The following is a 24,799-nucleotide window of genomic DNA, read 5'->3' as shown; positions in this document are numbered from 1 at the left end:
TTACATTACAATTTCATTTTTAGCGTCGCGCGTCATCAGGTTGTACAACGCATCCCGCGGATCTACATTGTCAAACAAAACACTGTAAACAGCTTTGGTTATTGGCATCTCTACATTATTCTTTATAGCCCAGTCGTATACCGATTTCGTAGTTTTTACGCCTTCTGCCACCATGTTCATGCTCTCAATAATATCATCCAGCTTTTCACCTTTTCCAATACGAAAGCCGACCGATCGGTTCCGGCTGTGCGTACTGGTGCATGTTACAATCAGGTCACCCATCCCCGTCAAACCTGAAAATGTATCGGAGTGTGCACCCATCATAGTTCCCATGCGTTTCATTTCATGAAGCCCACGTGTGATGAGAGCTGCTTTGGCATTATCGCCCAGTTCAGCACCGTCCACGATACCAGCCGCAATAGCCATGATGTTTTTTACCGAGCCTCCAATTTCAACCCCGATCACGTCATTGTTCACATATACGCGAAACATAGGGGTCAAAAATGTTTCCTGAATAATCTTAGCTGTTCGGGTTGAATAAGCCGCTGCAACAACTGTGGTTGGTTTTAATGTACCAACTTCTTCAGCGTGGCTTGGCCCATAGAGAACTCCGATGTTGTCTTCCAGAGTAGTTCCTTGCATCACCTCTACCAAAACCTGAGACATAGTTTTGAAGGAGTCATTTTCGATTCCCTTAGCTACTGTGACCAGAATTTCATGTCCATCGAGGCAAGGTTTTAGTTTTGCAGCTACATCCCGGAGTGTGTGAGAGGGAGTAGCAAAAACAACCATATCCTGAGATTGCATACACTGCTCAAGATCATTGTAGGCAGAAATTGACTTCGGAAGAGCAATATCACTTAGATAAGAAGGGTTTTTATGCTTTTCATTGATGTGATTGGCAATACTCTCTTCACGTGCCCACAGCTGAACATTATTCCCGGCCTGATCCAGTACCATAGCAAGCGCGGTACCAAAGCTTCCGGCTCCAATGACGGTTACATTCCTGTTACTCATGCTTCTGCCTCTGCCAAATTTTCAACATCTTCTTTTTTCTCTTTATTTCCAGAGAAACTTATTCGACTCTCGGTACCATCAATCAAGCGACGAATATTAGATTTATGTTTATAAATAATTCCACTGGCTATAAGAATCGCAAATATGATAATACTTCCATCCACATAATATCCGAATCCATATCGCATTATCAACAAGCTAATTGGATATATAAAACTTGCGACCATGGAAGCAAGGGAAACATACCGGCTAGTGAATACAATCAAAATAAAGATGACTGATGAAATACCGATGGATATGGGCTCGATCCCATACAACATTCCGCAGGCAGTAGCTGCTCCTTTACCGCCTTTAAAATTTGCGAAAATAGGAAACATATGACCGACCACAGCAAAGAGTCCACAAGTAATCTTCAGGAAAGCATCCGCTTCCCAACCAGGGGGAGCGATGGGGCCATTTCCGATCTCAAAAGCATACATAGCTACCCAATAGGAAGCTACAAACCCTTTCATGAAGTCGAGCACTAAAACACTTACTCCCGACTTCCACCCCAAGTTCCGAAAAGCATTGGTGGTTCCAAGATTTCCACTCCCAAAATTACGGATATCCATTTTGTGGAATATTTGTCCCACCCAAAGCGAAGCCGGAACAGAACCCAGCACGTAACTAATAGCCAATACTGTAAATAATGCAATCATATGCCTTGTCTTTTTCGGAAGTTACTATAACCGAGGGTCAGTTAGTAGTTATTGATTAATGTGATTTTTCACTATTAACCAATACGCTAATAACAATTGACCAAACATATTAAACATGACGTTCGGCGTGGTAAGAAGAACGAACTAACGGGCCACTTTCCACATGCTCAATTCCAAGCTTTTCGCCAATTTCTTTGTACTCGGCAAACTGATCAGGATGCACCCAGTCCACTACCGGATGGTGCATCTTGGTTGGCTGCATGTACTGGCCTATAGTAAGCACATCTACTCCATGATCAACACAATCCTGCATGAGCTCAATGACTTCTTCACGTTTTTCGCCAAGCCCAACCATGATTCCGGTCTTGGTTCGGATACCGGCATTTTTAGTTCGCTGCAGGAGTTCAAGTGAACGTTCGTAACGAGCCTGAGGGCGTACTCTTCTATATTTACTTGGAACCGTTTCTAAGTTGTGGCTAAGTACATCCGGCGGGGTATCAAATACAATTTGAAGAGCGGCATCCCATTCACCGCGAAAATCAGGGATGAGGGATTCGATGGTTACACCGGGAATGGCTTTTCTAATTTCTTTATGACATTCGGCAAAAATGGGTGCACCCCCATCTTTGCGTTCATCACGGTTCACAGAAGTAAGCACCACATGCTTCAGCTTCATCTTAGCGGCAGCATCAGCTACGCGTTTTGGTTCGTCCCAATCCAGATCAGCCGGCGGGCGACCTGTTTTAATCGCACAAAAAGCACAGGAACGCGTACAAACATCTCCCAGGATCATAAATGTGGCGGTTCCGGCTCCCCAACATTCGCCCATATTCGGGCAGCGGGCTTCAGAACAAACCGTGTTCAGGTTATTGTCTCGAATGGTTTGTGAAACCTCTTTAAATTTCTCTCCTGATGGGAGTTTTACCCGCAGCCAGTCGGGCCGGCGGTTTTTCTCTGATGGTTTATCTACTACCTGAAGTTCTTTAATCATGGTGCTTTTTTAGTGATTTATTGGAGAGTTGAGATGGATCATGCTGCAAAGCTTGATCCCACTTTACCCTCCTCTTGATCTCCTCCCGGGAGGAGAAACTTGTTGGTGAGAATTTAGTCTGTATCGACCTCTATTCCACTCAATAAATTCAAGCATTAAAGTTACGAAATAATCTGCTCCACTTCTTGCAGAGAACCCTTGCTTAAAATGGAGACTTCAAAAACATCTTGAAAGTGAAACACGATCCGCTCTTTAACTTTATCGGGGTCAATTTCTTCGCCGGAAAGTTTTTGTAAACTTGTCACGGCTTTATCATCGATCCCACACGGCACAATATTGTTAAAATATCTCAAGTCGGTATTCACATTGAGCGCAAAACCGTGCATAGTTACCCAGCGTGAGCACCGAATGCCCATGGCACAGATCTTTTCATTGTTTACCCAAACACCGGTAGCGCCTTCAATTCTATGCGCATCAAATCCATAATCAACACATACGCGGATCATCACTTCTTCCAGGAACCGAAGATATTTGTGCACATCCGTAAAATGTCGATCAAGATCCAGAATAGGGTATCCCACAATTTGTCCGGGCCCGTGATAAGTAATGTCACCACCACGATCTATTTTGATAAATTCAGCCTCCAGTTGCTGGAGTTCCATCATGGATCGGAGCATATGTTCTTCTCGTCCGCTCTTCCCAAGCGTATAGATATGCGGATGTTCTACAAAAAACAGGAAATCATCCAGGCGCCTTCCTTGAAACTCGCCTTTCTGCTCTGCTCGCTTTTCATTGATCAGTCGCTGCTGCACAGACTTCTGCAAATCCCATATCGGCTGATATGAAGCATGGCCCAAATCGTACAGTTCGATAGTTTTTTGTGGCATTTGTTTGAATTCTAAATCAAAACTCAGCATCTCCCTCAAGGGAGGACTAATCCTAATTCAACTTTAAAACTTAATTTAAACCTGAGACAAAAATGGCTCCCGCAGGAGCCAAATTCGTTCAACTTTCGATGTTCCTTGTTGGAAGTTCGATGTTCCTACTTCTTCTTAACCGGAGTTCCCAAGTGAACACCTTCGTTATAGGCTTCAGCAACAGCTTCCATCACGGCCTCGGAGAGGGTTGGATGTGGGTGAACCGCACTAATAATTTCATGCCCGGTGGTTTCAAGATCACGAGCCACAACGGCTTCAGCAATCATTTCAGTCACTCCGAATCCGATCATGTGGCAACCAAGCCATTCACCGTATTTGGCATCAAATACAACCTTAACGAAACCTTCTTCGTGCCCGAGCGCTGTTGCTTTTCCGGATGCAGAAAGCGGAAACTTACCAACTTTCACATCATAACCTTCATCTTTAGCGGCTTGCTCGGTAAGACCAACAGAAGCAACCTGAGGCTCACAATAAGTACAGCCCGGAATGTTGTTGTAGTTGATCGGGTGTGGATTTTGTCCGGCCAGTTGCTCCGCAAGAACCGTCGCTTCATGAGAAGCTTTGTGTGCCAGCCATGGAGCACCGATGATGTCACCGATGGCATAAATACCGTCCACGTTGGTTTTGTAGGTTTTCTTATCTACCACGATAGAACCTTTTTCGGTTTTAACACCGGCTTTGTCGAGGCCAAGACCTTCGATGTTTCCGGTCACACCAACAGCGGAAAGAACTACATCGGCAGTTACTTTCTCTTCGCCTTTCTTGGTTTTGATAGTCACTTCAACGCCTTTCCCTTTCTTCTTCACATTCTCAACCGTGCTTTCGGTCATTACGTTGATGCCTTTTTTCTTGTAGATCTTGCCGAGTTCTTTTCCAACATCCGCATCTTCTACAGGCACTAAATTCTTCTGAAGTTCAACCAAAGTAACCTCTGTTCCAATGGTGTGATAGAAATATGCAAACTCAACTCCAATAGCGCCGGCTCCCACAATCACCATTTTCTTAGGCTGCTTTTCCATGGTCATCGCTTTTTCGGAATCGATGATCATCTCGCCGTCGATCTTCAGGCTTGGAAGCTCACGCGGACGTGCACCGGTAGCCACAATAAAATGCTTGGCTTTAATGCTTTCCTGCTCTTTGCCTTTGTCATCATTTACCGCCAGCTCAGACTTTGATTTGAATACGCCGGTTCCCATGAACACCTCTATTTTGTTTGCTTTCATGAGGAACTGAACGCCTTTACTCATTTTGTTGGCAACACCACGGCTTCGCTTTACCATGCCGCCAAAATCTGCTGAGTAATCCTTCACATTAATTCCGTAGTCAGAAGCATGCTCGATCGATTCATACACTTCTGCCGAACGCAACAGAGCTTTGGTTGGGATACAACCGATATTCAAACAAACACCGCCAAGATGTCTCTTTTCTACAATTGCGGTTTTAAAGCCAAGCTGAGAAGCGCGAATGGCGGCTACATATCCGCCGGGGCCTGACCCAATTACACATACATCAAATTCTTTTGCCATGGTACTTTTTTGATAATAGTTTTGAAATTTGGCGCCATCCTCAGAGAAACCAAGCATAGCGGACTTTTAAAAGCCCTAAAAGGTAAGGGTTTTTGGGTTGAACTTCGAATGAACATTCAACATTGAACAAGGAATAATGAATATTGAAGTTTTGTCTATTTAAAAATTGACTCACTCCGATAGAGCGAGTCCTAAAATCAATTTCGAGATCGAAAATGTTTTACGTGATCTTGGTGATTTTTATCCACCCCTCAATCCCCGCCCGACCGGGGAAGCTCTTTGGGATATTTTTGTTCTGAATTGAAGATTACCCCCGTCGACAACAGCCTCTTATATGTCTCAGATTTAGCTAAAACGCCCTCCTCTCCCGGGAGAGGAAAAAAAGGTGAGGGTCGTTGTATGCATGGCTGAGTTTTTTTGATCGAAAAATTCAAAATCTTTAATTCTCTATTCCCTATAGTTTTGTTATAATGAAGCAGAGAGACGATAAAATCCGTTATAGACTATGAAAAAGACAATCATCACATTATTACTGTTATTTATTACCGCACCAACTCTGGCCAATTTCGGCCTCACTGATCCATTGAAGATGGAGGAGAACATCAAAGAACTGGCTGCTTATTTTGAAGCAAAGGGCTACGCGTTTAATGAAATGCTCGAAGATTCCCGCTTTAAGTTAGTGGAGGATATCACCGGGAAGTTTACGCGTGCTGCCGAGGTCAGGATCGAGAGTTTTGAGGATTATCAGGGAGCGGTTGGATATGACAGCAAGAAAGACAATATCCGCAGTTTTATGACTGAGTACGCCACGGAGCTTGACGATGCTGAAAAAGAATATGGAATTCCCAAAAATATAATCGCCGGGATCCTGGGGATTGAATCAGAATTTGGAAGATATAGAGGAAGCTACAATCCGTTCAACGCTTATGTGTCGATGTATGCAGAGGGGCATAGAAGTGAATTTGCCAAAGCCCAGCTGGAAGAGCTTCTCATTTTTGCTAAAAACAATGATCTCGATGTATTGGCAATGGAATCCAGTTATGCGGGGGCCATGTCTTACGCTCAATTTATTCCTTATTCGCTGAACCGATGGTTTGTTGGAAAGGATCTGTATCACATGCCAAACAATATTAAGTCCGTGGCTAATTATTTGGCCCATTTCAAAGAAATAACCGGATCAGTAGAAAAAGCCATTTTTCGCTATAACCCAAGTACCATGTACACGAAAGTGGTGCTGGCTTTGGCTGATGAAGCAGTGTTGGTAATGGATGGGACGGAATGATCTTGAGCTTTCAGGCGTCAGCACTCAGCTTTCAGTTTTTCTTCATAAAACTGAAAGCTGATCGCTGAGAGCTTCCCCTACTCCAAATACTTCGCCAGCGTCTCTATCAAATTATCTGCAGAAAGCGCCATTCCGTATTCCACAATTTCTCCATCGGGGTTGACCAGGTAATAGGTAGGATAGGAATTCACCGAATACAGTTCCTGGATCTCATTGTTCTCTTCGTAGATCTCAGGAATTTGCGGCCAATCGAGGTCTTCACGTCCTACAAAATCTTCGAACCGCTCCATACTGGGTTCATTCGCAATCCCTACGATCTCGAAATTCTCCCCAGCATAGGTATCATAAGCCTCTTTTATAACAGGCAATGCTTCGATACAGGGAGCACACCAGGTTCCCCAAAAATCGATCATCACATATTTACCGCGGAGATCTGATAACGTGAGTTTGGTGCCGCTCAGGGTTTCAGCAGTGAAATTCGGGGCTTCCGTTCCGGGGCGTAAAGCTACTTTGGGATCCACTTCCTCTTCCGAATCTACAATGGTTATGGAACTTCCATCCGCCGCAATTTCCGAGATCTCCCAGCTTTCGCCGGCAATATTAAAAGGCTCGGTTACGGGATAGGCTTCAAATCCATCGTCCATGATGTCGAACTGACCATCTTCATCGAGGTCAATGTAGAAGTAGGTGTAAGGCTCGATGCGATACGGCGGAGCACTTTCTTTGATGAGGGCTACATCGAAGGTTTGATCGTTGACGGTCCATGACCCCATTCGAAGATGATTAAAATAAAGCTGCAGGCTTCCCGAAGGTTTGGTATCAGAAAGATAGAGTAAACTGGCCGGGCCTTCATAACCTACAATTTCCTTCCCATTGAAATACTCCATTCTTGCCGTTACACTCGCCTCCATTACTTCAAACACATTATCCTGAAACTCCACCGTTGACGGCTCAAAATAAACAGGATTCTCTTCATCAAACTCCCCGTTTTCGTCTTCCACAAACACCATCATATCCCCATTTTGATCTTCACCTACGACTACCGTAAAGATTACATCCACCCATTCTTCTGTAACCGTTTCTTCCTCAATCAGCATCATATTCCGCTGATAGATCGATGAATCTATAAATCCTTCCGCATAGCCCTGAACTACATATTGCTCAAGATCCAAAATCCCATGAATAACCTCACCCTCTTCCATTCCATTGGGAAGCTCCGACGGCTCTCCGGGATATTGAGGATCAAACACATAATTACCTCCCATGGTGAGTGCTAAAATAGGCGGAACCTGCCCTGTGTTCTCCGTAAGCGGAAGCTCTACCTTAAAAGGAGGCCCGGTCTTTTCCTCCGTGCAGGAGATCAGCAGAAATATTACAGAAAATAAGATGAATAGATTTTTCATTGAATAAGAAATAGATAGGGTTGGACTAATACAGCAGAATTATAAGAAAATTTTGGAAGTTTGATTTTTTATTCTACATTTGTAGAAACAATTCTAATTTTGTAGAACCTCATGCAATTATCCCAAACTGAAGAAGAACTGATGCAGTACCTGTGGAAGCTCGAAAAGGCTTACATGAAAGACCTGCTGGATGAATATCCTGAACCCAAACCGGCCCCAACTACAGTAGCAACCCTGTTAAAACGCATGACCGAGAAGGGCTTTGTGGATTATAAGCAAATGGGACGCTCGCGGCAATATTATCCGCTGGTGAGGAAGTCAGATTATTTCTCGAAGCATGTGAATGGATTGATCAAGAAGTTCTTCAACGACTCAGCTCCGCAGTTTGCTTCGTTTTTTACCAGGGAAACCGATCTAACAAAAGAGCAGCTTGAGGAACTACAGGATATTGTTGAGCAAGAAATAAAGAGGAGGAATAAATGATCGCTTATTTCATCTACTCGTCAATAAGCTTGGCACTTTTGCTATTTGTATATCGGATTTTTCTGGAGAAGGAAAAGCGATTTTCCTTTAACCGGCTATTTCTTCTCTGGAGTCTTGTTTTCTCATTCACTATTCCCATAATTCCGGTGGGGATCGCGCCGTTGGAGATTTCCTGGTCCGCACTTTTCTCTTCCGGGGAAACAGTATCTGCCACAAGCTATCAAAATTTAAAAGACTTGAGGTTAGACTCAGAAGTTTCGCCAACAGCCACGGAAAATAATTCTGCAGCTATTTCAAGTGAGACACTCTTTGGGATCGCCTTTCTCCTCTGCTTTACGATCTCGGCTTTGCTGCTTATCAGACTGATGCGGATCGTTCATAGAATTCAGTTAAAGATCAGAAGAAATTCAAAACGGTATATGCAAGATTGCAGAGTAGTACTGTTGAAGGAAAAGGTGGTGCCGCATTCGTTTTTCAATACTGTTTTCCTAAACAAAAAACAGTTTGAAAAGGGAGAAATTCCGGAAGAGGTACTCAATCACGAGTTTACTCACGTAAGACAGAAACATTCGCTGGATATCCTCTTTGTGGAGATTTTAAAAGCAATCTTTTGGTTCAACCCGCTGCTTTATTTCTACAAAAACGCTATCGCCCTCAATCACGAATACCTTGCTGACGAGGCGGTAATATCTAAAGGCACTATCATAAAAAATTATCAGCGCATGCTGCTCAATACAATGGAGAGAAATGCTCTACACGGTTTGGCAAGCAGCTTCAATTTTTCATCAACCAAACGGAGATTACAAATGATGACTCAATCCAAAACAAAAGTGAAGTTTCTGATAAAACTTGCAATGCTGGCGCCACTCTTTGCGGGTCTTTCGCTGATCCTGGGATGTGAGCCTGCATCGAATGAAAACCCCTCTGATATTCAATTAGCTGATGAAATTAGCATTGAAATTCTGGATAACAATGCAATGCTCGTGAATGAGAAAAGTATGACATTAGATGAATTGGAGGGCCTTTTGTCAGAAATGCCTGAAAGTCCCGAATTGGTCAGGATGAATGTCAGTCCTGATGCCCAGTTTGGAGTTGTAACGGATGTTCAAAGTATCTTAAAAAGATATGAGATATTTAAAATTAATTACTCTTCCAAAAAAAGTAATGATAGCAGTGACCTGACACTACCACCTGCTCCTCCTGAGCCACAGGCTCCCATGGAAGCTCAAAATCAGATGCTGATCTTAATGAACAGTGACGGTAAGCTTTTAATGAATGAAGAACCTGTGACATTGAACAAGATGAGAGAAAATATTAAACAGTTTGTTGATAACAGCAGTCCGAATTCAAGTGAGGCCATTGTTGTCGTTAAAACTTTACCGGATACACCTTATGATCAATATCTTGAATTGCTGGATGAAATCAGATCAGCATATAGCGAACTAAGAAATGTAGCTGCTCAAGATCGATTTGGTACGGATTTTTCAAATCTTGAAGAGAGCAGTTCAGAAAGAGAGACAATCCGGAAAATGTATCCAATGAAACTGTCTGCTGTTCCACCAGAACTTGAATACCGAAAATTAATTAACAGTCCCGAGGTCTTGGAATTAAAATCTAAGATGGATGAAGCTCTTCAAAATTTGAGACTAAAATCTAGGGTATATATAAATATTGAACCCACTGAATTCAACTCTGAAGATCTAAAGGCATCCTATGATGAAATAATGGAAAGCCTCAAAAATTTTGAAGATACTCAATCTGCCTACTACAATTCCATTAGCAAACAGACTCCCCCCTTGCCTCCGATTCCCCAAAAACCAGAAGATAGAATCAAAAACAACTAAACTTTGCATTCCTGGCTTGAATTTCTCCAGAAACTCAAAGCCATTGTTAAAAAAGAAATAGAGAGGAAAACCAATGATCATCTATTTAGTTAAATCCACTTTACTGCTTGGGCTTCTCTTCGGGGTTTATAAGCTATTGCTCGAAAATGAAAAGATGCATCGCTTCAACCGGTTCTTTTTGTTGTTCGCTTTGATATTTGGACTTACAGCGCCATTGATATCTTTTGAAATCCAGCCTGAACAGTCCCTTGCCGGAGTAAATATGCAGCAGATGGAACGGGTGGTCAATGCGCCGGCTGAGGCGGTAAGCAGATCCGTTGAACCGCTGATCGCTCCTAAACAAACACAGGAAGCTTTACCCAGAGCTGAGATCACCCCGGTTGTTCCCGAAGAGCCCGGCTGGCAGATAAGTACCTTGGATGTTTTACTTGGGATCTATGGATCGGTCACACTATTTCTTTTGTTCCGGTTTGTGGTTGGTTTGATTGAGATCCGTAATAAAGTCAAAGCAGGAAGTCATCAAGAAACAGGTCATGCGACCCTGGTGTTGCTGGATGAACCGATCACCCCGCAATCCTTTTTGGGATACATTTTCCTGGAGAAAAGGCGATTTGAGTCCGGAGAGATCGAACCGGAGATCCTCGACCATGAGATCACCCACATCCGACAGCTTCATTCTCTGGATGTGTTATTTATTGAGTTCCTGAAAGTCATCTTCTGGTTCAACCCGCTGATGTATCTTTTCAAACATGCGATTCAATTGAACCATGAGTTTCTGGCGGATGAGTCGGTAGTCAGCAACGGTTCATCGGTAAGTGACTATCAAAAAATGCTGATCCGGGTTTGCGCCGGGAATAAACCGATGAATACAACCAGCAGTATTAGCTACTCACTGACTAAAAAACGGTTTAAAATGATGAAGAAAGAACTCTCAATTCCAAAAATACTTGGTCGTAAAATAGTACTCATTCCGGTTTTGAGTGCTCTGCTGCTAACCTTTTGTACTTCCGTAAGTGAAAATGGGAATGAGAGAAACAGATATGATGTGGAACTGACTAAAAAAGTGATCAGTGATCACCGATACGCCACTTATGTTTGGTTTGATGAAAAGGGGGAGCGTTATACCGGAACTCAAAAAACAATCTCTAAAGAAACCGGGGAAATCATCAAAGAGAACATATATGAAAACGGACTGCTAATAAAACTAAAATATCATTCCGGAGAAGACTCCAACATCTCTCATTCTGAATATGAATACAAAGACAGTACCGGAATTAAACTTGCCTCACGAACTTATTACAAAAACGGTCAGATCATGATGGAAGGAATTTATCCGGTAGTTTCTAATGATTTCATTGGGACTGGCAGGCATTGGCATCCAAATGGGGTGCTGCAGTTTGAAATGAGCTACAAGAACGAGTTCATCAACTATCACGGAATCATGACTACCTATGACGAAGAGGGAAATATTATCGAGCAAGAACGCTATGAGGATGGAGAGCTCATCGAAAAAATAAAGTAAATGCCATGAAACAGTTTACCAGCCATATAGATTTTTCGTTAACAAGGAAGAGATTCAAAATGATGATCAAGCATTATTCTCCGATCCGTTCCTATTCCATAAAGATGATCCTGCTTCCGGTGCTTTTGATCGTTACAGTTATGTTTTGTACACGGGAGCCTGATTATCCCATGAAAATGACCGGAAACAGTGATGTCCTATATTCAACTGTGGATCTGTATGTCAATCCCCCGAGATCTGAAGAATTAAACATTAAGAAAAGAGGGCTGGGAATAAGATACGATTCCGAAGGCAACCCTTTTACCGGGGCTCAACAATACAGATATGTGAAAAATGACAGTCTGTTCAATGAAGTTGTATATGAAAATGGAATAATGAAAAGTAGTGAAGCTTACATCAAAGATGGAGATTCATTAGACATATATAAATCTGAGTACGACTATATAGGAGAGCACTATAAAGGAGTAAAATACTACAAAAACGGAGTACTTCTCGAAGAATGGAAAGATGCCGAATCCAATGAATTGGGTTATCACAAACAATGGTACCTAAATGGTCAATTAAAATATGAAGCCTATTTTGAAGGTAATATCGAATATGAAGGCTTGATGACTTTGTATGATGATGAGGGGAATATTATTGAACAGGCACGCTATCAAGATGGATCTCTCATCGAAAAAATAAAATAAATACCATGAGACAGTTCACCAGCCATATTGATTTTTCATTAACCAGGAAAAGATTCAAAATGATGGTCAAGAATGTTTCTTCTTTCCGTTCCAATTCAAAAAAGCTGTTATTGATCCCATTATTTGTCGTAATAACATTTACATTTTGCACAAACTCAAAGCATTCAAATGGGTTTTCATTCTATACGGATACAGAACTATCAGCTAATATAGTAAATGATGGAGGGGTTTTTGGCGGCCCGGTGCTTAGGTATAAGGGGACTGACGATAATTACCATTCCGGAACCCGAAATCACTACCATAAAGGTTCTAATGAACTTGCATTTTCAGATACATTTGAAGACGGATATCGAGTTACAAGAATTGACTATGATGATAGTGTTGAAATATCATCTCGATACGAATTTGAATACGACGACAGTAACCTGATTTCAAGAAGAAAGTTTAATGAGTCAGGCACATTGATTGAAAAGTGGACTGCTCCCATAGATAGAAAACCCGGGTCCATTAAAGAATGGCATCAGAACGAACAACTTAAGTTTGAAGTCCATTATCTTGACAACCTGGAATATGAAGGTTTAATGACCTTATATGATGAGAATGGAGAAATAATTGAGCAAGATCGATATGAGGGTGGAGAATTGGTAGAGTCGATCAAATAGCGAAAAACCGTGAGTCTTAAGAACTCAAAGCCTGCCATTGGCCGTAACGCTTGAAGGACCTCCGGACGCTTCAAGGTTACTCCTCCTGCTGCAATGCACGGACAGATCAAAAATATCCACATAAAAAAAGCCTCTTCCGTTCAGAAGAGGCTTTACTTCAACATTCAATATTGAATGTTCAATATTCGTTATTCACTTCACGCCAGGTCTTTGGTCATGAAGTACCATTTGGGATCACCATACTCGAAACCTACTTTTTCATAAAGGTTACGTGCAGGATTGTCTTCCCGAACTTCCAAAGTAACTTTGGAGCAACCCATTTCCCGGGCCTCTTCTTCAATGGTTTCCAGCATCATGGTTCCGATTCCCATTCCGCGTGCATCGGGGTGAACCGCTACATCATGGATTTTGAAAACTTTGCTTGCGGTGAAGGTAGAAAAACCTACAAAACAGGTTACAATACCCAGGGCCTTTTCATCGGCATATGCGATGTAGGTCATGGTGGTGGGAATTTTTTTCATCTCTGCGATCATATCTACCCGAACTTCTTCTTCGAGCGGTTCGTCCTGACCCATGGGGTCGCGGGCAAAAAGATCAACTATCTTGACTATATCTGAGGCGTGTTTAGGGTTATTTAAATCGGCTTTTAAAATCTTGACATCGGTTGCGACGTCTGCTTCTGCAATCACTCTTGTTTTGGTTTAATTAAAATGAACCTAAAGTTAAAAAGATTAGGCGCCGGTTTAAAGTTTATATCCCCTTTCTAACTTTTCTTAGCAATTTGATAATTTGGCTTTAATAGATTTATGGCAGAATTGAATATCGAACGCCGATCAAGGAACTTCCAACATCGAACGAATACTTCGATGTTGGAAGTTCTAAAACTCTTCCGCTACCGCTTGAACTTCATCAAGTACACGAAGCAAGTTTCCGCTCCAAAGCATTTCGATTTCTTCTTCGGAATACCCTCTTTTTACCAGCTCATGGGTCACGTTGAAGGTTTCGGAGGCATCCATCCAGTTATAAACTCCGCCGCCGCCGTCAAAATCAGAGCTGATTCCAACGTGTTCAATACCAATTAATTCCACCATATAATCAATGTGATCCACAAAATCAGCAACGTTTACGGGGGGAGCTATTTCATTGACTTCAGCTTCAATTCTTGGCTCGGCATTATCCTGAGCGGTCCGGTACATTTCCATATATTCCTCTCTCTCAGCTGCGTCCATTTCACGAATATCACCCCAATTTAAAAGCTCTAAACCAATTTTTTCCGCTTCTTCCTCTAAAATTGTGCGCGAAGCTTCCTGCCAGGCCGCATGTTTTTCGCCATCCACATAGCCACGAAAAGCAACGGTCTGAACTACTCCGCCGTTCTCTTTGAGCTTCAGGAGTTCATCATCACTCAGGTTTCGGCTGTGATTGTAAACATTCCGTGCGGATGAATGAGAAGCGATCACAGGAGCTTTTGACAACTCCATGGTTTGCATGTTGGTAGTTTTAGCCGGGTGAGAAATATCGATCATGATTCCGACTCGGTTCATTTCGGCAATAGCTTCACGCCCGAGATCACTTAAACCGTCGTGCTTCCATTCACCATCTCCTTCCCCTGTATTGGAATCACCAAACTGATTGTGACCATTGTGGGTAAGCGACATATACCGGGCTCCACGATTGTAAAATTCTTCAATACGGGAAAGATCTTCTCCAACCGGATAGGCATTTTCAACCCCGATCATGGCTACTTTTTTACCCTCGGCAATAATTCGCCTAACATCTTCAGATGTAGTAGCAAGTTCAATTTGATCGGGAGCAATTTCTTCCGTTAAGCGGTGAATAGCATCAAATTTACTAATAGCATTCTCATAGGCATCCGCGTATCCCTCTTCACTAAGGGTATCCTGCCCGGTATAAACTATAAGCCAAACCACATCCAACCCGCCTTCTTCCATTTTTGGCAAATCAACCTGTGTGTTCAACCGTTGGGTATAATTAGTTTCTTCGGTGAAATTATCCACATTGATATCGACATGGGTATCCAGTGTAATTACACGCTCATGGATTCCCATGGCTTTCTCAAATATTTCCTGATCACTTGTTGTACATCCGAAAATGAGAAATACGGCGAGCAGCGAAGAGCTTAGTAGTTTTTTCATGGGTATAAGTGTTTTTTAAAATGATTTTGAGTAAAGAATCTATGTTAATTTTAGCAAAGTTGGGTGAATAATCGGAACGTAATAGGCCTGCATCCCATTATTTTAATACATATTAACAAACAGGAGGCCGTTTTGACAATCATGAATCTGTTAGCATATATCACTATTGGACTGGTAATTGGGTGGTTAAGCCGTGTGATCACAAAAGACCGGGGTGTCACTATGTATCCCAGTCTTGCATTTGGCGTACTTGGTGCACTATCCGGAACGGCCATTGTTCAGTTTCTTGATTTAGCCGGAGCTGCTTTTTATGCGGTTGTAGGTGCTGTGGGAGTTTTATTTACCGTGAATGTATTTCGCCAGGACGAACCAATTTTTTCGGACACTGAAACACTTTAATAAACTGCACTTTTACGGGAACAAATCACTTGGTTTTGAATTAGGTATTATTGAGATATCATCCAATCCTTAAATTTGTATATGAATGACTGTTAAAGACCGCAGAATTCATCTCTTCCTCCAAGTATTTTTTCTATTCGTTGGCTTGTACCAAATCATATTGCTAATTAATTCTCTGCAAACCGGACAATTTTCCGGGAATTTATTCGAGTTTCAAAATAATAACTTACCTGCTCTTTCAATGGGAGCCACTATCATTGTTGCCTTAACTTCACTTGTAAGCAGCTTCTCACTTTGGACCCGTGCTACATGGACCTATGGCTTTACCCTGTTCTCTTCCGGAATTTTGTTCAGTTATCACCTCATCAATTTAGGGCCTGCTATTCGTCAAAACTCATATGAAATTATCCCCATCATCTTTGTATTGATTGTAATTTTACAGAGTTTTCCCTTTTTGATACGAAGATCTTACCGCAGCGCGTAACTCAATAGCTTTTCATTCGTTGAATAAATCATGAGCAAGATCTCTCAAAAGGATATTGACTGGTTATTGAATCTGGACCAAACCGGAAGGGATGGGATTGCGAAAAATTTTACCCCACAAAAAAATAAAACCTTGCTCAAAATTTTGTTTTGGGTTTTAATGGTTTTTGGTCTCGGGGTTCTGCCTTTTATTTTACTCATTCGCACTTCTATATTTTTAAATTTCAATTATTCCTGGAATGGATGGCTTGCATTGAGCGGTGGTATTTTTGTCACCATCATATTGCTGCTTCTTTATATTATCATCTTATTTCGCCGGGTTTCTAATAAAAAAATGTTATTGAAATATAGCCTGGGCGGCATAGGAGTGTTGGTTTTTGCTTTCTGTTTTTACGGAGTGATGTATATCTCTTCCGTAAATGCCAAAAATGATCAAATTCGACAAGTGTATCGCTCCATGCACCCTATCCTGCGAGTAGCCGTTGCAACAACCACGCTTGCAGATGGAAATCTGGTTATTACTGATATTCAGCGCCGGCCGGAGGATTATACAGCGATGGGGATTCCGGTTAACCATCAATCACTCCATTTTCCCCAACAAACAGGATACGTACATGCAATTGACCTAAGAACATCCGGAAGAAATGAATTTCGAAATTTTCTTCTTCGATCTTCTTTTGAAATCATGGGACTGAATACCATTCGCCACGTTGGCACAGCAGATCATTTACATGTAACTCTTCCTTCATCTCATAAATGACCGCTTTTCCTTGTTTCTGTGTTAGATAATTGCGACCATCAGTCACGCGTAAAACAAGCAATGGAGAAAAGGAATATGTCCACTTATAAATTCTATGAGCAGGTCAACAAAAATTTTGATAAAGCAGCCAAATACACTCGATTTGATAAAGGGATTTTGGCCCAAATAAAAATTTGTAATACCATATATCACGTAACATTTCCTGTTCAGAGAGATGACGGAACCATTGAAGTTATAGAAGGGTGGCGAGTTGAACACAGCCATCACAAAACCCCGACAAAGGGTGGTATTCGTTTCAGCCATAAAGTGGATGAAGATGAAACCATGGCATTGGCAGCATTAATGTCTTATAAATGTGCCATTGTAGATGTTCCTTTTGGGGGCGCAAAAGGCGGTGTCAAAATCAGTACCCGGGAATATTCCGAAACTGAGTTGGAACGCATAACACGGCGGTATACCTACGAACTTATCAAAAAAGGATTTATAGGACCGGGGGTGGATGTTCCCGCTCCCGATTACGGTACGGGTGCCCGTGAAATGGGATGGATATTGGATACCTATCGCCAAATGAAGGATGATTTAAATGCCGAAGGATGTGTAACCGGAAAACCAATTGAGCAGGGCGGAATTCGCGGACGCACAGAAGCTACCGGACGAGGTGTTTATTTTGGTATTCGAGAAGCTTGTGATGTAAAAAAGGACATGAAAAATATAGGCCTTGAAACCGGGGTGGAAGGAAAAACATTTGTAGTTCAGGGACTCGGTAATGTAGGGTACCATGCCTCAAAATACCTCACCGAAGCCGGGGCTAAGTTAATTGGAATAGCCGAAATTGAAGGTTCCATTTATGATGAAAATGGAATTGATCTCGAAAAACTAATGGCGTATCGTAAAGAAACCGGGTCTATCATCGGATTTGAAAATTCGAAAGAGCTGAAAGAACGAGACGATGCTCTTTACCTTGATTGTGATATCCTTATTCCTGCCGCACTCGAAAGCCAACTTACCGGTGATAATGCCGACAGGGTAAAAGCTAAGATTATTGCTGAGGCTGCTAACGGACCTACAACAGCAGATGGACATGACATCCTGAAAAAACGCGGAGCCCTGATCCTTCCGGATACTTATCTGAATGCTGGCGGTGTAGTCGTTTCCTATTTCGAGTGGCTCAAAAACATACAACATGTGCGCTATGGAAGAATGAGTAAGCGTTTCGATGAAACCAGCCTAAAGAAAATTCTTGGGGTAATCGAAAATATATCCGACCGTAAATTCACCGATACCGAATTGGAAAACTTAGCACACGGTGCTGAGGAATATGATTTGGTAGATTCCGGGCTTGAAGAAACCATGATCACTGCCTATCAGCAAATCACTGATACTCGAAATGAACATGATTTGGACGATTTACGAACAGCTGCTTTCATTAATGCCATCAATAAGATCGGCATCATGTACGAACAAATGGGTATTTTCCCGTGATATATTCAAATTCCAATTTTCAAATCCCAATGACCAAATTTTGCGCCATTGGAAATTGGGATGTGATTTTTGGAATTTCTCCCCATGGATGAACTGAATACAATTACCATTGACGGAAGCAGCTATGTTTTAGCCGCATTTATAGGATATCTCATTATCCTATTCGGGATCGGTATCTACTCCGCCCGGTTTTCATCCGAAGGCATTTCCGAGTTTTTCATTGGCGGAAGAAAAATGAACCGTCTGGTTGTTGCCCTTTCGGCAGTAGTTTCGGGACGCAGTGCATGGCTGCTTTTAGGGGTAACCGGCATGGCTTATGCACAAGGTGCTTCCGCCCTTTGGGCTACTGTTGGGTATATTGTGGTAGAATGGTTTCTGTTTATGTACTACGCAAAACGACTTCGCACCTTCACCGAAACATATGATTGCATCACTGTCCCTGATTTCTTTGCTGAACGTTTTGACGACAAAAATGGCAGTCTCCGACTCATCCTCGTTGTCATCTTCCTGATTTTTATGGTGGGATATGTTTCAGCCCAATTTGTGGCAGGCGGTAAAGCCTTCGCTTCCAGCTTTGGGATCACAGAAACTACCGGAGTCATATTATCAGCGGCAATCATTCTTCTTTATACGGTTTTGGGCGGGTTTATGGCCGTCAGTCTGACTGACACCATTCAGGCTTTCTTTATGATTATTGCGCTCGTTTTTCTGCCGATCATCGCAATTTACAATATGGGTGGATGGGGCATGATGGCTGAACAACTGACCCTGCATGAAATTGGTTTTATTGATCCATTCGCCATTGGCTTTGGGGCTTTCATCGGTTTTATTGGAATTGGATTAGGCTCTCCTGGAAATCCCCACATTCTCTCCCGATATATGTCTATTGATGATGCCAAACAGCTGAAATATGCTGCGGTTGTGGGTACCATTTGGAATGTGTTGATGGCCGGCGGTGCAGTTTTAATTGGTTTGGCTGGCCGGGCTTATTTCCCTGAAGTAAGCATGCTTCCCGACGCCGACGCCGAGAATCTATATCCGCTTTTAGCACAAACTCAGCTTCATCCAATTTTATTTGGAGTTGTTATTGCATCTATTTTTGCAGCAATTATGTCCACGGCCGACTCACAGCTTTTAGTTGCCGCTTCCAGTGTAGTCCGGGATGTATATGATAAACTCATTAAAAAAGATGAGGAACTTCCTCAAAAAAAGTTGGTGCTTTACAGCCGTGTAGTAGTCATTGTTTTGGTGATTCTCTCCTTGATCTTCGGTCTGGTTGCCGAAAACATTGTCTTTTGGCTGGTATTATTCGCCTGGGCAGGACTCGGCGCCTCCATCGGCCCTACTTCTATCATGGCACTCTACTGGAAAAAGACAACCAAATCCGGGGTAATTGCCGGTCTCATCACCGGAACCTTAGTTACCATCATCTGGTACTTTGTACCGGTCTTGAAAGACAATATGTACGAATTAATCCCGGGCTTCTTTCTCGGATTATTTGCTACCTGGCTGGTAAGTAAACTCACCAAAACTCCCGAGAAAATTGAAGAGCATTTTGAGGAGATGGTTAAGGAGTAAACCCCAAGGTCCAAGCTTCAAGTTCCAATGACCAATTTTGTTGAGTTATAGAAATCAGTCGGAGGTCCAATATCCAACCGCAATAAACGAAAGAGCCGAAGCAAATATGCCAAATACATTTGGGTCAAGAGTGTAAGGAAGACTTTCTGCGCCAACCCATAGCTGGAGAATTAGAGTAGTACATCCCCCAACCAACATGGCAGTCATGGCAGCTGCAGGGGTACTTCGTTTCCAATATAAAGCACCTATTACCGGCACAAACAACCCCGAAACCATGAATGCGTACGAGTATAACATTAAAGTAAGTACGTTTTCCATGGAGTAAGCCAAGAGAATCGCCATTGCACCAATAATTAGGGTAACTGCCTGCGAGATTTTCAAAAAAGAACCACTTTGGTGATCCATTTCGCGGATTTTGGCAATAATATCGGTCACCACGTTTCCGGATGAAGCCATCAGGCAACTGTCGGCCGTGGACAGGATAGCAGAAAAGTAGGCCGCAAGCATTATGCCCATAAAACCTACGGGAAGGACCGTCCGCAGTAACATCGGGAGGCCGGTCTCAGGGTCAGCCTCAGTGATATTGGCAGCTCCAAGATAATCGAACATCCCCTGATCAGCAGCTACACGGGCAAACAAGCCCAGCAACACGCCCATAAATGCCATCACCGGCCATTCAAATAATCCCGCCATATACCAGGCACGCTTAGCCGTTTTTTCATCCCGGCAGGCATATATCCGTTGGTATAGAGTCATCCCGACATACCAAATCGGAAAGATGGTAACGAGCCAGTATACAAGGTCTTGCCAGGAAATATTTGTCAGCGAGAGCATCTCCGGCGAAACGGTTTCCCGGATAGCTTCCAGGCCTCCCACCGCATGATATGAAATCGGCAGTCCTACAAACACCAAGCCGAACATTAGAATCGTCCATTGAATGGTATCGGTATAAATTACGGCCTTTAATCCGCCCATTACGGTATACACTACCGCAACAATTCCCATAATCAGTACCGCATTATCCAAACTTAGGTTTGCAAAAGTACCATTGGCCAGCTTGGCTCCCGCCAATATCTGGGAACTGGTGAAGCCGGCATAACCGATGGCTGAAATAACTGCAGCAACCATGGCTACGCTTGCCGAATAATGATGTTCAAAAACCTGGGGAAAGGTAAATGCTTTTTTAAAAACCGGGTTACGCTTTACCTTTGGAATAAGTAATACGGCCGCTGACCATGCGCCAAGCAAACCTGTAAAAAGCATCCATGAACCCGAAATCCCCATCGTAAACCCTAGTCCTCCCAAGCCAATAGAAAAGCCCCCGCCTACATCCGTAGCCACTACCGATAACCCTATGTGAAAGCTATTCATTTTGCGGCCACCTACGTAATAATCATCACCGCCTTTATTCTTTCTGTAAAAATAATATCCAAATGCCAATAGCCCGATGATGTAAACAACAAAAATCGCTAAATCGACTGGATGCATAATATTGTTAATTTAATCTTGTCACCTTATAAAAAGGCAATAATCTATCTCACTGATTTTACATACCTAATAAATGATAAATCAGCATAGTATAAGATTAATAAGACGGAGCTTCAATTTGCACGGCTTTAGTCAATTTTTTCTTCTATCCTTTCATTTTGGGGAGAGACAGATTAAAGCGGATAGAAACCGTTCGTATCGTAATAATGACAGCTGTAGTAAGCAGGTAGTTCAAATTATCGGGTAAGTTGAGTTCCAGTCCCAAATAAAAAACTACAGCACCGGTAAGGCAGGCTGTCGCATAAATTTCTTTGCGAAAGATCAGGGGCACTTCACGACACAATACATCACGGGTAATGCCACCCACCACAGCTGAAATCATCCCCATCATCCCAGCCATAAATGGGTTTAACCCAAACGAAATCGCCTTTTCCATCCCAATGATTGTGAACAGCGCAATCCCAATCGTATCAAAAATGAAGAGTGTTTTACTGTAGTTGTTGAGTTTCTTTCCCATCAGGAACGTAAAAGGAACGGCAGCCAAAATCACCAGTGGATACGTCATATCCGCCATCCAGGTAATGGGGTGACTGTCGAGCAGAAGATCCCGAACGGTTCCACCTCCGATTGCCGTTGCAAAACCTACCACCGAAGCCCCGAAAATATCCATATCGGTACGGGCTGCCAAACGAATGCCGCTGATCGCGAATACGAATGTACCGAGGAGGTCGAGTAAGTAGATTATGTCCATGGTTTATAACTCACTGATCAGTAATAAATCCCAAGAACCAAATTCCAATGACCAACTAATTAGAAATTGGAGCTTGGGATTTGGGATTTAACCCTTTATGGCCGGAATTTAATATCCACTTTCTTAGTCGGGGCCTGATCTTTTAAACGCACGGCCAGCTGTTGCTGCATATTTCCGGTTACTTCCATCAATGCAGTTGCTGCCGGTGATTCTGTATCTTCCAGTACAATCGGTTTTCCTGAATCACCGCCTTCCCTCAATGTTTGCTGAAGCGGAACTTCTCCCAATACCGGCACGTTCATTTCCTGGGCAAGATGGGATGCTCCTCCTTTTCCAAAGATGTAATATTTTTTATCCGGCATATCAGGTGGAGTGAAGTACGCCATATTTTCTACCACTCCTAAAACCGGTACATTCACTTTCTTAAACATCGCCACCCCTTTTCGGGCATCATCAAGGGCTACGGTTTGAGGGGTTGAGACGATAACTGCTCCGGTCAGCGGCACCGTTTGCACAATGGTAAGCTGTATATCACCGGTTCCGGGAGGCAGATCCATGATAAGGTAATCCAGTTCGCCCCATTCCACATCTGTCATAAATTGCTTGACGGCACTCGTTGCCATCGGCCCGCGCCATACCATCGCTTGATCCACATCCACCAAGAAACCCATTGAGACCAGCTTGATTCCAAACTTCTCATGAGGTACCAATTTCTTTTGTGTAGTGATATTCGGACGGTCGTGAATATTAAACATAGTTGGGATGCTTGGCCCGTAGATATCAGTATCCATCAATCCCACTTTTAGACCTTTTTTGGCAAGAGAAGCCGCAATGTTTACCGCTATCGTAGATTTACCCACCCCACCTTTTCCTGAGGCCACAGCAATGATATTCTTCACTCCGGACAGAATTTCCTGTTGCTGAGCTTGTTGTTGCCCAGGCTTGGATGCTTCCATCTCTCGCTTTTTGGAAAGATTTACCGCTGCCTGAATATCAACAATAGCTTCCTTGTCAATAAACTTCTGAATAGCTTCTTCACATTTTTGTTTAAGCTGATTTTCGAGCTCCTCATTCTTCTCAGGAAATTCGAGGGTAAATGATACATATTTATCCTGAGCGATTACATCCTGAACCATATCCAGGGAAATGAGATCGCGTTGTTCTTCGGGGTGTAAAACCTGGCTGAGTGCTGATTTTACCTGCTCTTTTTTAATAGACATGAATTAGTTTGAACCTAAATTTTAATGATATGTCTTAATTTCTTTTTTTTACGCCCATAAAGATAAGGATTCTTTAAGAGGGATATGAGTAACAGTTGTCAACTAAAAATAAATCCAAAGGAAACTTAAGAAATACTCTAATTTCAATGATGTTTGCCAATAAATCAGTAAGTTTAGGGGGTAATAATAAATGTGTTAGGATACCGTGATATAAAATAATTGAGTGGTTTTTCTCGGGAGATAAATCTTAAAACCACAATGCAATTGAAATTCAACAAATGAACACCAACGAATTTTAGTACAGTTAATGTCAAAAAAGACTCCTTTCTACTCCATACATGAAAATGCCGGTGCCAAACTGGTTGATTTTGCCGGTTTTCAAATGCCGGTTCAATACGCAGGAATTAAAACCGAGCATGCTGCTGTGCGCGAAGCCGTGGGAATATTTGATGTTTCTCATATGGGCGAGTTCTACATCAGCGGCCCCGAAGCATTGGACCTCATCCAGAAAGTGACGGTGAATGACGCCTCAAAACTGGTGGAAGGCAAGGCTCAGTACACCTGTATGTGTTACGAAGACGGAGGGATTGTGGATGACTTGATTGTGTATAAACTTTTTGATGATGCCGGTTACATAGCCGTAGTTAATGCTTCAAATATTGAAAAAGATCTCAACTGGATTTTAGATAATAATTCCTTCGATGCGGAAGTACATGATCAATCTGATGATACCTGCTTGCTCGCTGTTCAGGGGCCGAAGTCAATTGAAACCCTTCAGAATCTTACTGACCTGGATTTAAGTGATATCGGTTTTTATTCATATAAAACAGGCCGCCTCGCAGGAATCGATAACATTGCTTTTTCAGCTACGGGGTATACCGGCGAGAAAGGGTTTGAACTTTATTTCGACAAAAATACCGCAAACCCTGAAAAAATCTGGAGTGCCATTATGGAAGCAGGCGAAGAATTCGGTATTGAGCCATGTGGACTGGGAGCTCGAGATACTCTCCGCCTCGAAATGGGCTACGCACTTTATGGAAATGATATCACCAAAAATACGCACCCATTAGAAGCCCGGCTTGGCTGGATTACAAAATTTGAAAAAGGACACTTTATCGGAAAGGAAGTCCTGCAACAGAAAAAAGAAGAGGGCTTAAAGCGGCAGCTCGTTGGCTTTGAGGTGGAGGGTGAACGCAATATTCCGCGCCAGGGCTATGAGATTCAAAACGATGCGGGAGAAGCAATTGGAGAAGTTACAAGTGGAACAATGTCTATCACTTTGGGTAAAGGCATTGGGATGGGCTATGTTGCTAAAGAATATGTAGCTGAAGGAACCAATATCCAAATCGCCATTCGCAAAAAAACGGCTACTGCGAAAGTAACCCGTCCGCCTTTTATCAAGAAATAAATCAATAATAAAGAGAGAA

23 protein-coding genes are annotated in these 24,799 nt (G+C 42.6%); 12 read left to right on the top strand and 11 right to left on the bottom strand.

Going from position 1 to position 24,799, the window contains the following annotated elements:
• From HUJ22_RS12670 to lpdA, 5 genes are all read right to left on the bottom strand, one after another.
• Nucleotides 1–1,017, bottom strand: coding sequence for an NAD(P)H-dependent glycerol-3-phosphate dehydrogenase (locus HUJ22_RS12670; protein WP_290878065.1), 1,017 nt, complete (start codon nucleotides 1,015–1,017; stop codon nucleotides 1–3).
• On the bottom strand, nucleotides 1,014–1,715 hold the full coding sequence (plsY, locus tag HUJ22_RS12665) for a glycerol-3-phosphate 1-O-acyltransferase PlsY (protein WP_290878064.1): 702 nt from the start codon (nucleotides 1,713–1,715) through the stop codon (nucleotides 1,014–1,016). Before plsY ends, HUJ22_RS12670 begins: the two co-directional genes overlap by 4 nt.
• A gap of 109 nt (nucleotides 1,716–1,824) precedes the next feature.
• On the bottom strand, nucleotides 1,825–2,706 hold the full coding sequence (lipA, locus tag HUJ22_RS12660) for a lipoyl synthase (protein ID WP_290878063.1): 882 nt from the start codon (nucleotides 2,704–2,706) through the stop codon (nucleotides 1,825–1,827).
• A gap of 161 nt (nucleotides 2,707–2,867) precedes the next feature.
• Nucleotides 2,868–3,593, bottom strand: a complete 726-nt coding sequence (lipB, locus tag HUJ22_RS12655) for a lipoyl(octanoyl) transferase LipB (protein ID WP_290878062.1) — start codon at nucleotides 3,591–3,593, stop codon at nucleotides 2,868–2,870.
• 155 nt (nucleotides 3,594–3,748) lie between these two features.
• Entirely contained in the window at nucleotides 3,749–5,170 is a 1,422-nt protein-coding gene (gene lpdA / locus HUJ22_RS12650) for a dihydrolipoyl dehydrogenase (protein ID WP_366871101.1), read from the bottom strand.
• Nucleotides 5,171–5,675: 505 nt separating this feature from the next.
• Here lpdA and HUJ22_RS12645 point away from each other — a divergent pair.
• The gene (locus HUJ22_RS12645; RefSeq protein WP_290878060.1) at nucleotides 5,676–6,452 is read left to right on the top strand and encodes a lytic murein transglycosylase; all 777 of its coding nucleotides are present in this window, start codon (nucleotides 5,676–5,678) and stop codon (nucleotides 6,450–6,452) included.
• Between the two features lie 77 nt (nucleotides 6,453–6,529).
• On the opposite strand, the gene HUJ22_RS12640 is transcribed toward HUJ22_RS12645, so the two are convergent.
• On the bottom strand, nucleotides 6,530–7,855 hold the full coding sequence (locus tag HUJ22_RS12640) for a TlpA disulfide reductase family protein (protein ID WP_290878059.1): 1,326 nt from the start codon (nucleotides 7,853–7,855) through the stop codon (nucleotides 6,530–6,532).
• Between the two features lie 111 nt (nucleotides 7,856–7,966).
• On the opposite strand from HUJ22_RS12640, the gene HUJ22_RS12635 reads away from it, so the two are divergent.
• The 5 genes from HUJ22_RS12635 to HUJ22_RS12615 all read left to right on the top strand — a co-directional run bounded on the left by HUJ22_RS12635 (nucleotide 7,967) and on the right by HUJ22_RS12615 (nucleotide 13,055).
• Nucleotides 7,967–8,338, top strand: a complete 372-nt coding sequence (locus HUJ22_RS12635) for a BlaI/MecI/CopY family transcriptional regulator (protein WP_290878058.1) — start codon at nucleotides 7,967–7,969, stop codon at nucleotides 8,336–8,338.
• Nucleotides 8,335–10,182, top strand: coding sequence for a M56 family metallopeptidase (locus tag HUJ22_RS12630; protein ID WP_290878057.1), 1,848 nt, complete (start codon nucleotides 8,335–8,337; stop codon nucleotides 10,180–10,182). The genes HUJ22_RS12635 and HUJ22_RS12630 overlap by 4 nt, the downstream gene beginning before the upstream one ends.
• A gap of 73 nt (nucleotides 10,183–10,255) precedes the next feature.
• Nucleotides 10,256–11,704, top strand: coding sequence for a M56 family metallopeptidase (locus HUJ22_RS12625; protein ID WP_290878056.1), 1,449 nt, complete (start codon nucleotides 10,256–10,258; stop codon nucleotides 11,702–11,704).
• 5 nt (nucleotides 11,705–11,709) lie between these two features.
• Entirely contained in the window at nucleotides 11,710–12,393 is a 684-nt protein-coding gene (locus tag HUJ22_RS12620; RefSeq protein ID WP_290878055.1) for a hypothetical protein, read from the top strand.
• Nucleotides 12,394–12,398: 5 nt separating this feature from the next.
• Nucleotides 12,399–13,055: a hypothetical protein gene (locus tag HUJ22_RS12615; RefSeq protein ID WP_290878054.1), complete on the top strand. Its 657-nt coding sequence runs from the start codon at nucleotides 12,399–12,401 to the stop codon at nucleotides 13,053–13,055.
• 197 nt (nucleotides 13,056–13,252) lie between these two features.
• On the opposite strand, the gene HUJ22_RS12610 is transcribed toward HUJ22_RS12615, so the two are convergent.
• Together HUJ22_RS12610 and HUJ22_RS12605 are read right to left on the bottom strand one after the other, a co-directional pair.
• On the bottom strand, nucleotides 13,253–13,744 hold the full coding sequence (locus tag HUJ22_RS12610) for a GNAT family N-acetyltransferase (RefSeq protein WP_290878053.1): 492 nt from the start codon (nucleotides 13,742–13,744) through the stop codon (nucleotides 13,253–13,255).
• 189 nt (nucleotides 13,745–13,933) lie between these two features.
• Nucleotides 13,934–15,211, bottom strand: coding sequence for a dipeptidase (locus HUJ22_RS12605; RefSeq protein WP_290878052.1), 1,278 nt, complete (start codon nucleotides 15,209–15,211; stop codon nucleotides 13,934–13,936).
• 141 nt (nucleotides 15,212–15,352) lie between these two features.
• Here HUJ22_RS12605 and HUJ22_RS12600 point away from each other — a divergent pair, with 141 nt between their 5' ends.
• The 5 genes from HUJ22_RS12600 to HUJ22_RS12580 all read left to right on the top strand — a co-directional run bounded on the left by HUJ22_RS12600 (nucleotide 15,353) and on the right by HUJ22_RS12580 (nucleotide 19,913).
• Nucleotides 15,353–15,610 (top strand): hypothetical protein, encoded by a 258-nt coding sequence (locus HUJ22_RS12600; RefSeq protein ID WP_290878051.1) that lies wholly within the window; start codon nucleotides 15,353–15,355, stop codon nucleotides 15,608–15,610.
• Nucleotides 15,611–15,695: 85 nt separating this feature from the next.
• Nucleotides 15,696–16,094 carry a hypothetical protein gene (locus HUJ22_RS12595; RefSeq protein WP_290878050.1) on the top strand — a complete coding sequence of 133 codons (399 nt, stop codon included), beginning with the start codon at nucleotides 15,696–15,698 and terminating at the stop codon, nucleotides 16,092–16,094.
• 30 nt (nucleotides 16,095–16,124) lie between these two features.
• On the top strand, nucleotides 16,125–16,853 hold the full coding sequence (locus tag HUJ22_RS12590) for a hypothetical protein (RefSeq protein WP_290878049.1): 729 nt from the start codon (nucleotides 16,125–16,127) through the stop codon (nucleotides 16,851–16,853).
• A gap of 75 nt (nucleotides 16,854–16,928) precedes the next feature.
• Complete coding sequence (locus HUJ22_RS12585; RefSeq protein ID WP_290878048.1) at nucleotides 16,929–18,335, top strand: Glu/Leu/Phe/Val dehydrogenase; 1,407 nt, start codon at nucleotides 16,929–16,931, stop codon at nucleotides 18,333–18,335.
• Between the two features lie 84 nt (nucleotides 18,336–18,419).
• A complete protein-coding gene (locus tag HUJ22_RS12580; RefSeq protein ID WP_290878047.1) occupies nucleotides 18,420–19,913 on the top strand; it encodes a sodium/proline symporter in 1,494 nt (497 codons plus the stop codon).
• 54 nt (nucleotides 19,914–19,967) lie between these two features.
• Here the strand turns inward: HUJ22_RS12580 and HUJ22_RS12575 are convergent, their stop codons facing one another.
• The 3 genes from HUJ22_RS12575 to HUJ22_RS12565 all read right to left on the bottom strand — a co-directional run bounded on the left by HUJ22_RS12575 (nucleotide 19,968) and on the right by HUJ22_RS12565 (nucleotide 23,372).
• Nucleotides 19,968–21,401: a sodium:solute symporter gene (locus HUJ22_RS12575; RefSeq protein ID WP_290878046.1), complete on the bottom strand. Its 1,434-nt coding sequence runs from the start codon at nucleotides 21,399–21,401 to the stop codon at nucleotides 19,968–19,970.
• Nucleotides 21,402–21,546: 145 nt separating this feature from the next.
• Nucleotides 21,547–22,152, bottom strand: coding sequence for a trimeric intracellular cation channel family protein (locus tag HUJ22_RS12570; protein WP_290878045.1), 606 nt, complete (start codon nucleotides 22,150–22,152; stop codon nucleotides 21,547–21,549).
• 95 nt (nucleotides 22,153–22,247) lie between these two features.
• Complete coding sequence (locus HUJ22_RS12565) at nucleotides 22,248–23,372, bottom strand: Mrp/NBP35 family ATP-binding protein (RefSeq protein WP_290878044.1); 1,125 nt, start codon at nucleotides 23,370–23,372, stop codon at nucleotides 22,248–22,250.
• Between the two features lie 307 nt (nucleotides 23,373–23,679).
• Here HUJ22_RS12565 and gcvT point away from each other — a divergent pair, with 307 nt between their 5' ends.
• Complete coding sequence (gene gcvT, locus HUJ22_RS12560; RefSeq protein ID WP_290878043.1) at nucleotides 23,680–24,780, top strand: glycine cleavage system aminomethyltransferase GcvT; 1,101 nt, start codon at nucleotides 23,680–23,682, stop codon at nucleotides 24,778–24,780.
• Nucleotides 24,781–24,799 lie beyond the last annotated feature (19 nt).

The sequence above is a fragment of the Gracilimonas sp. genome, assembly GCF_014762685.1.
Classification (GTDB): Bacteria; Bacteroidota; Rhodothermia; order Balneolales; family Balneolaceae; genus Gracilimonas.
This window is presented reverse-complemented; position numbering and strand designations above follow the sequence as displayed.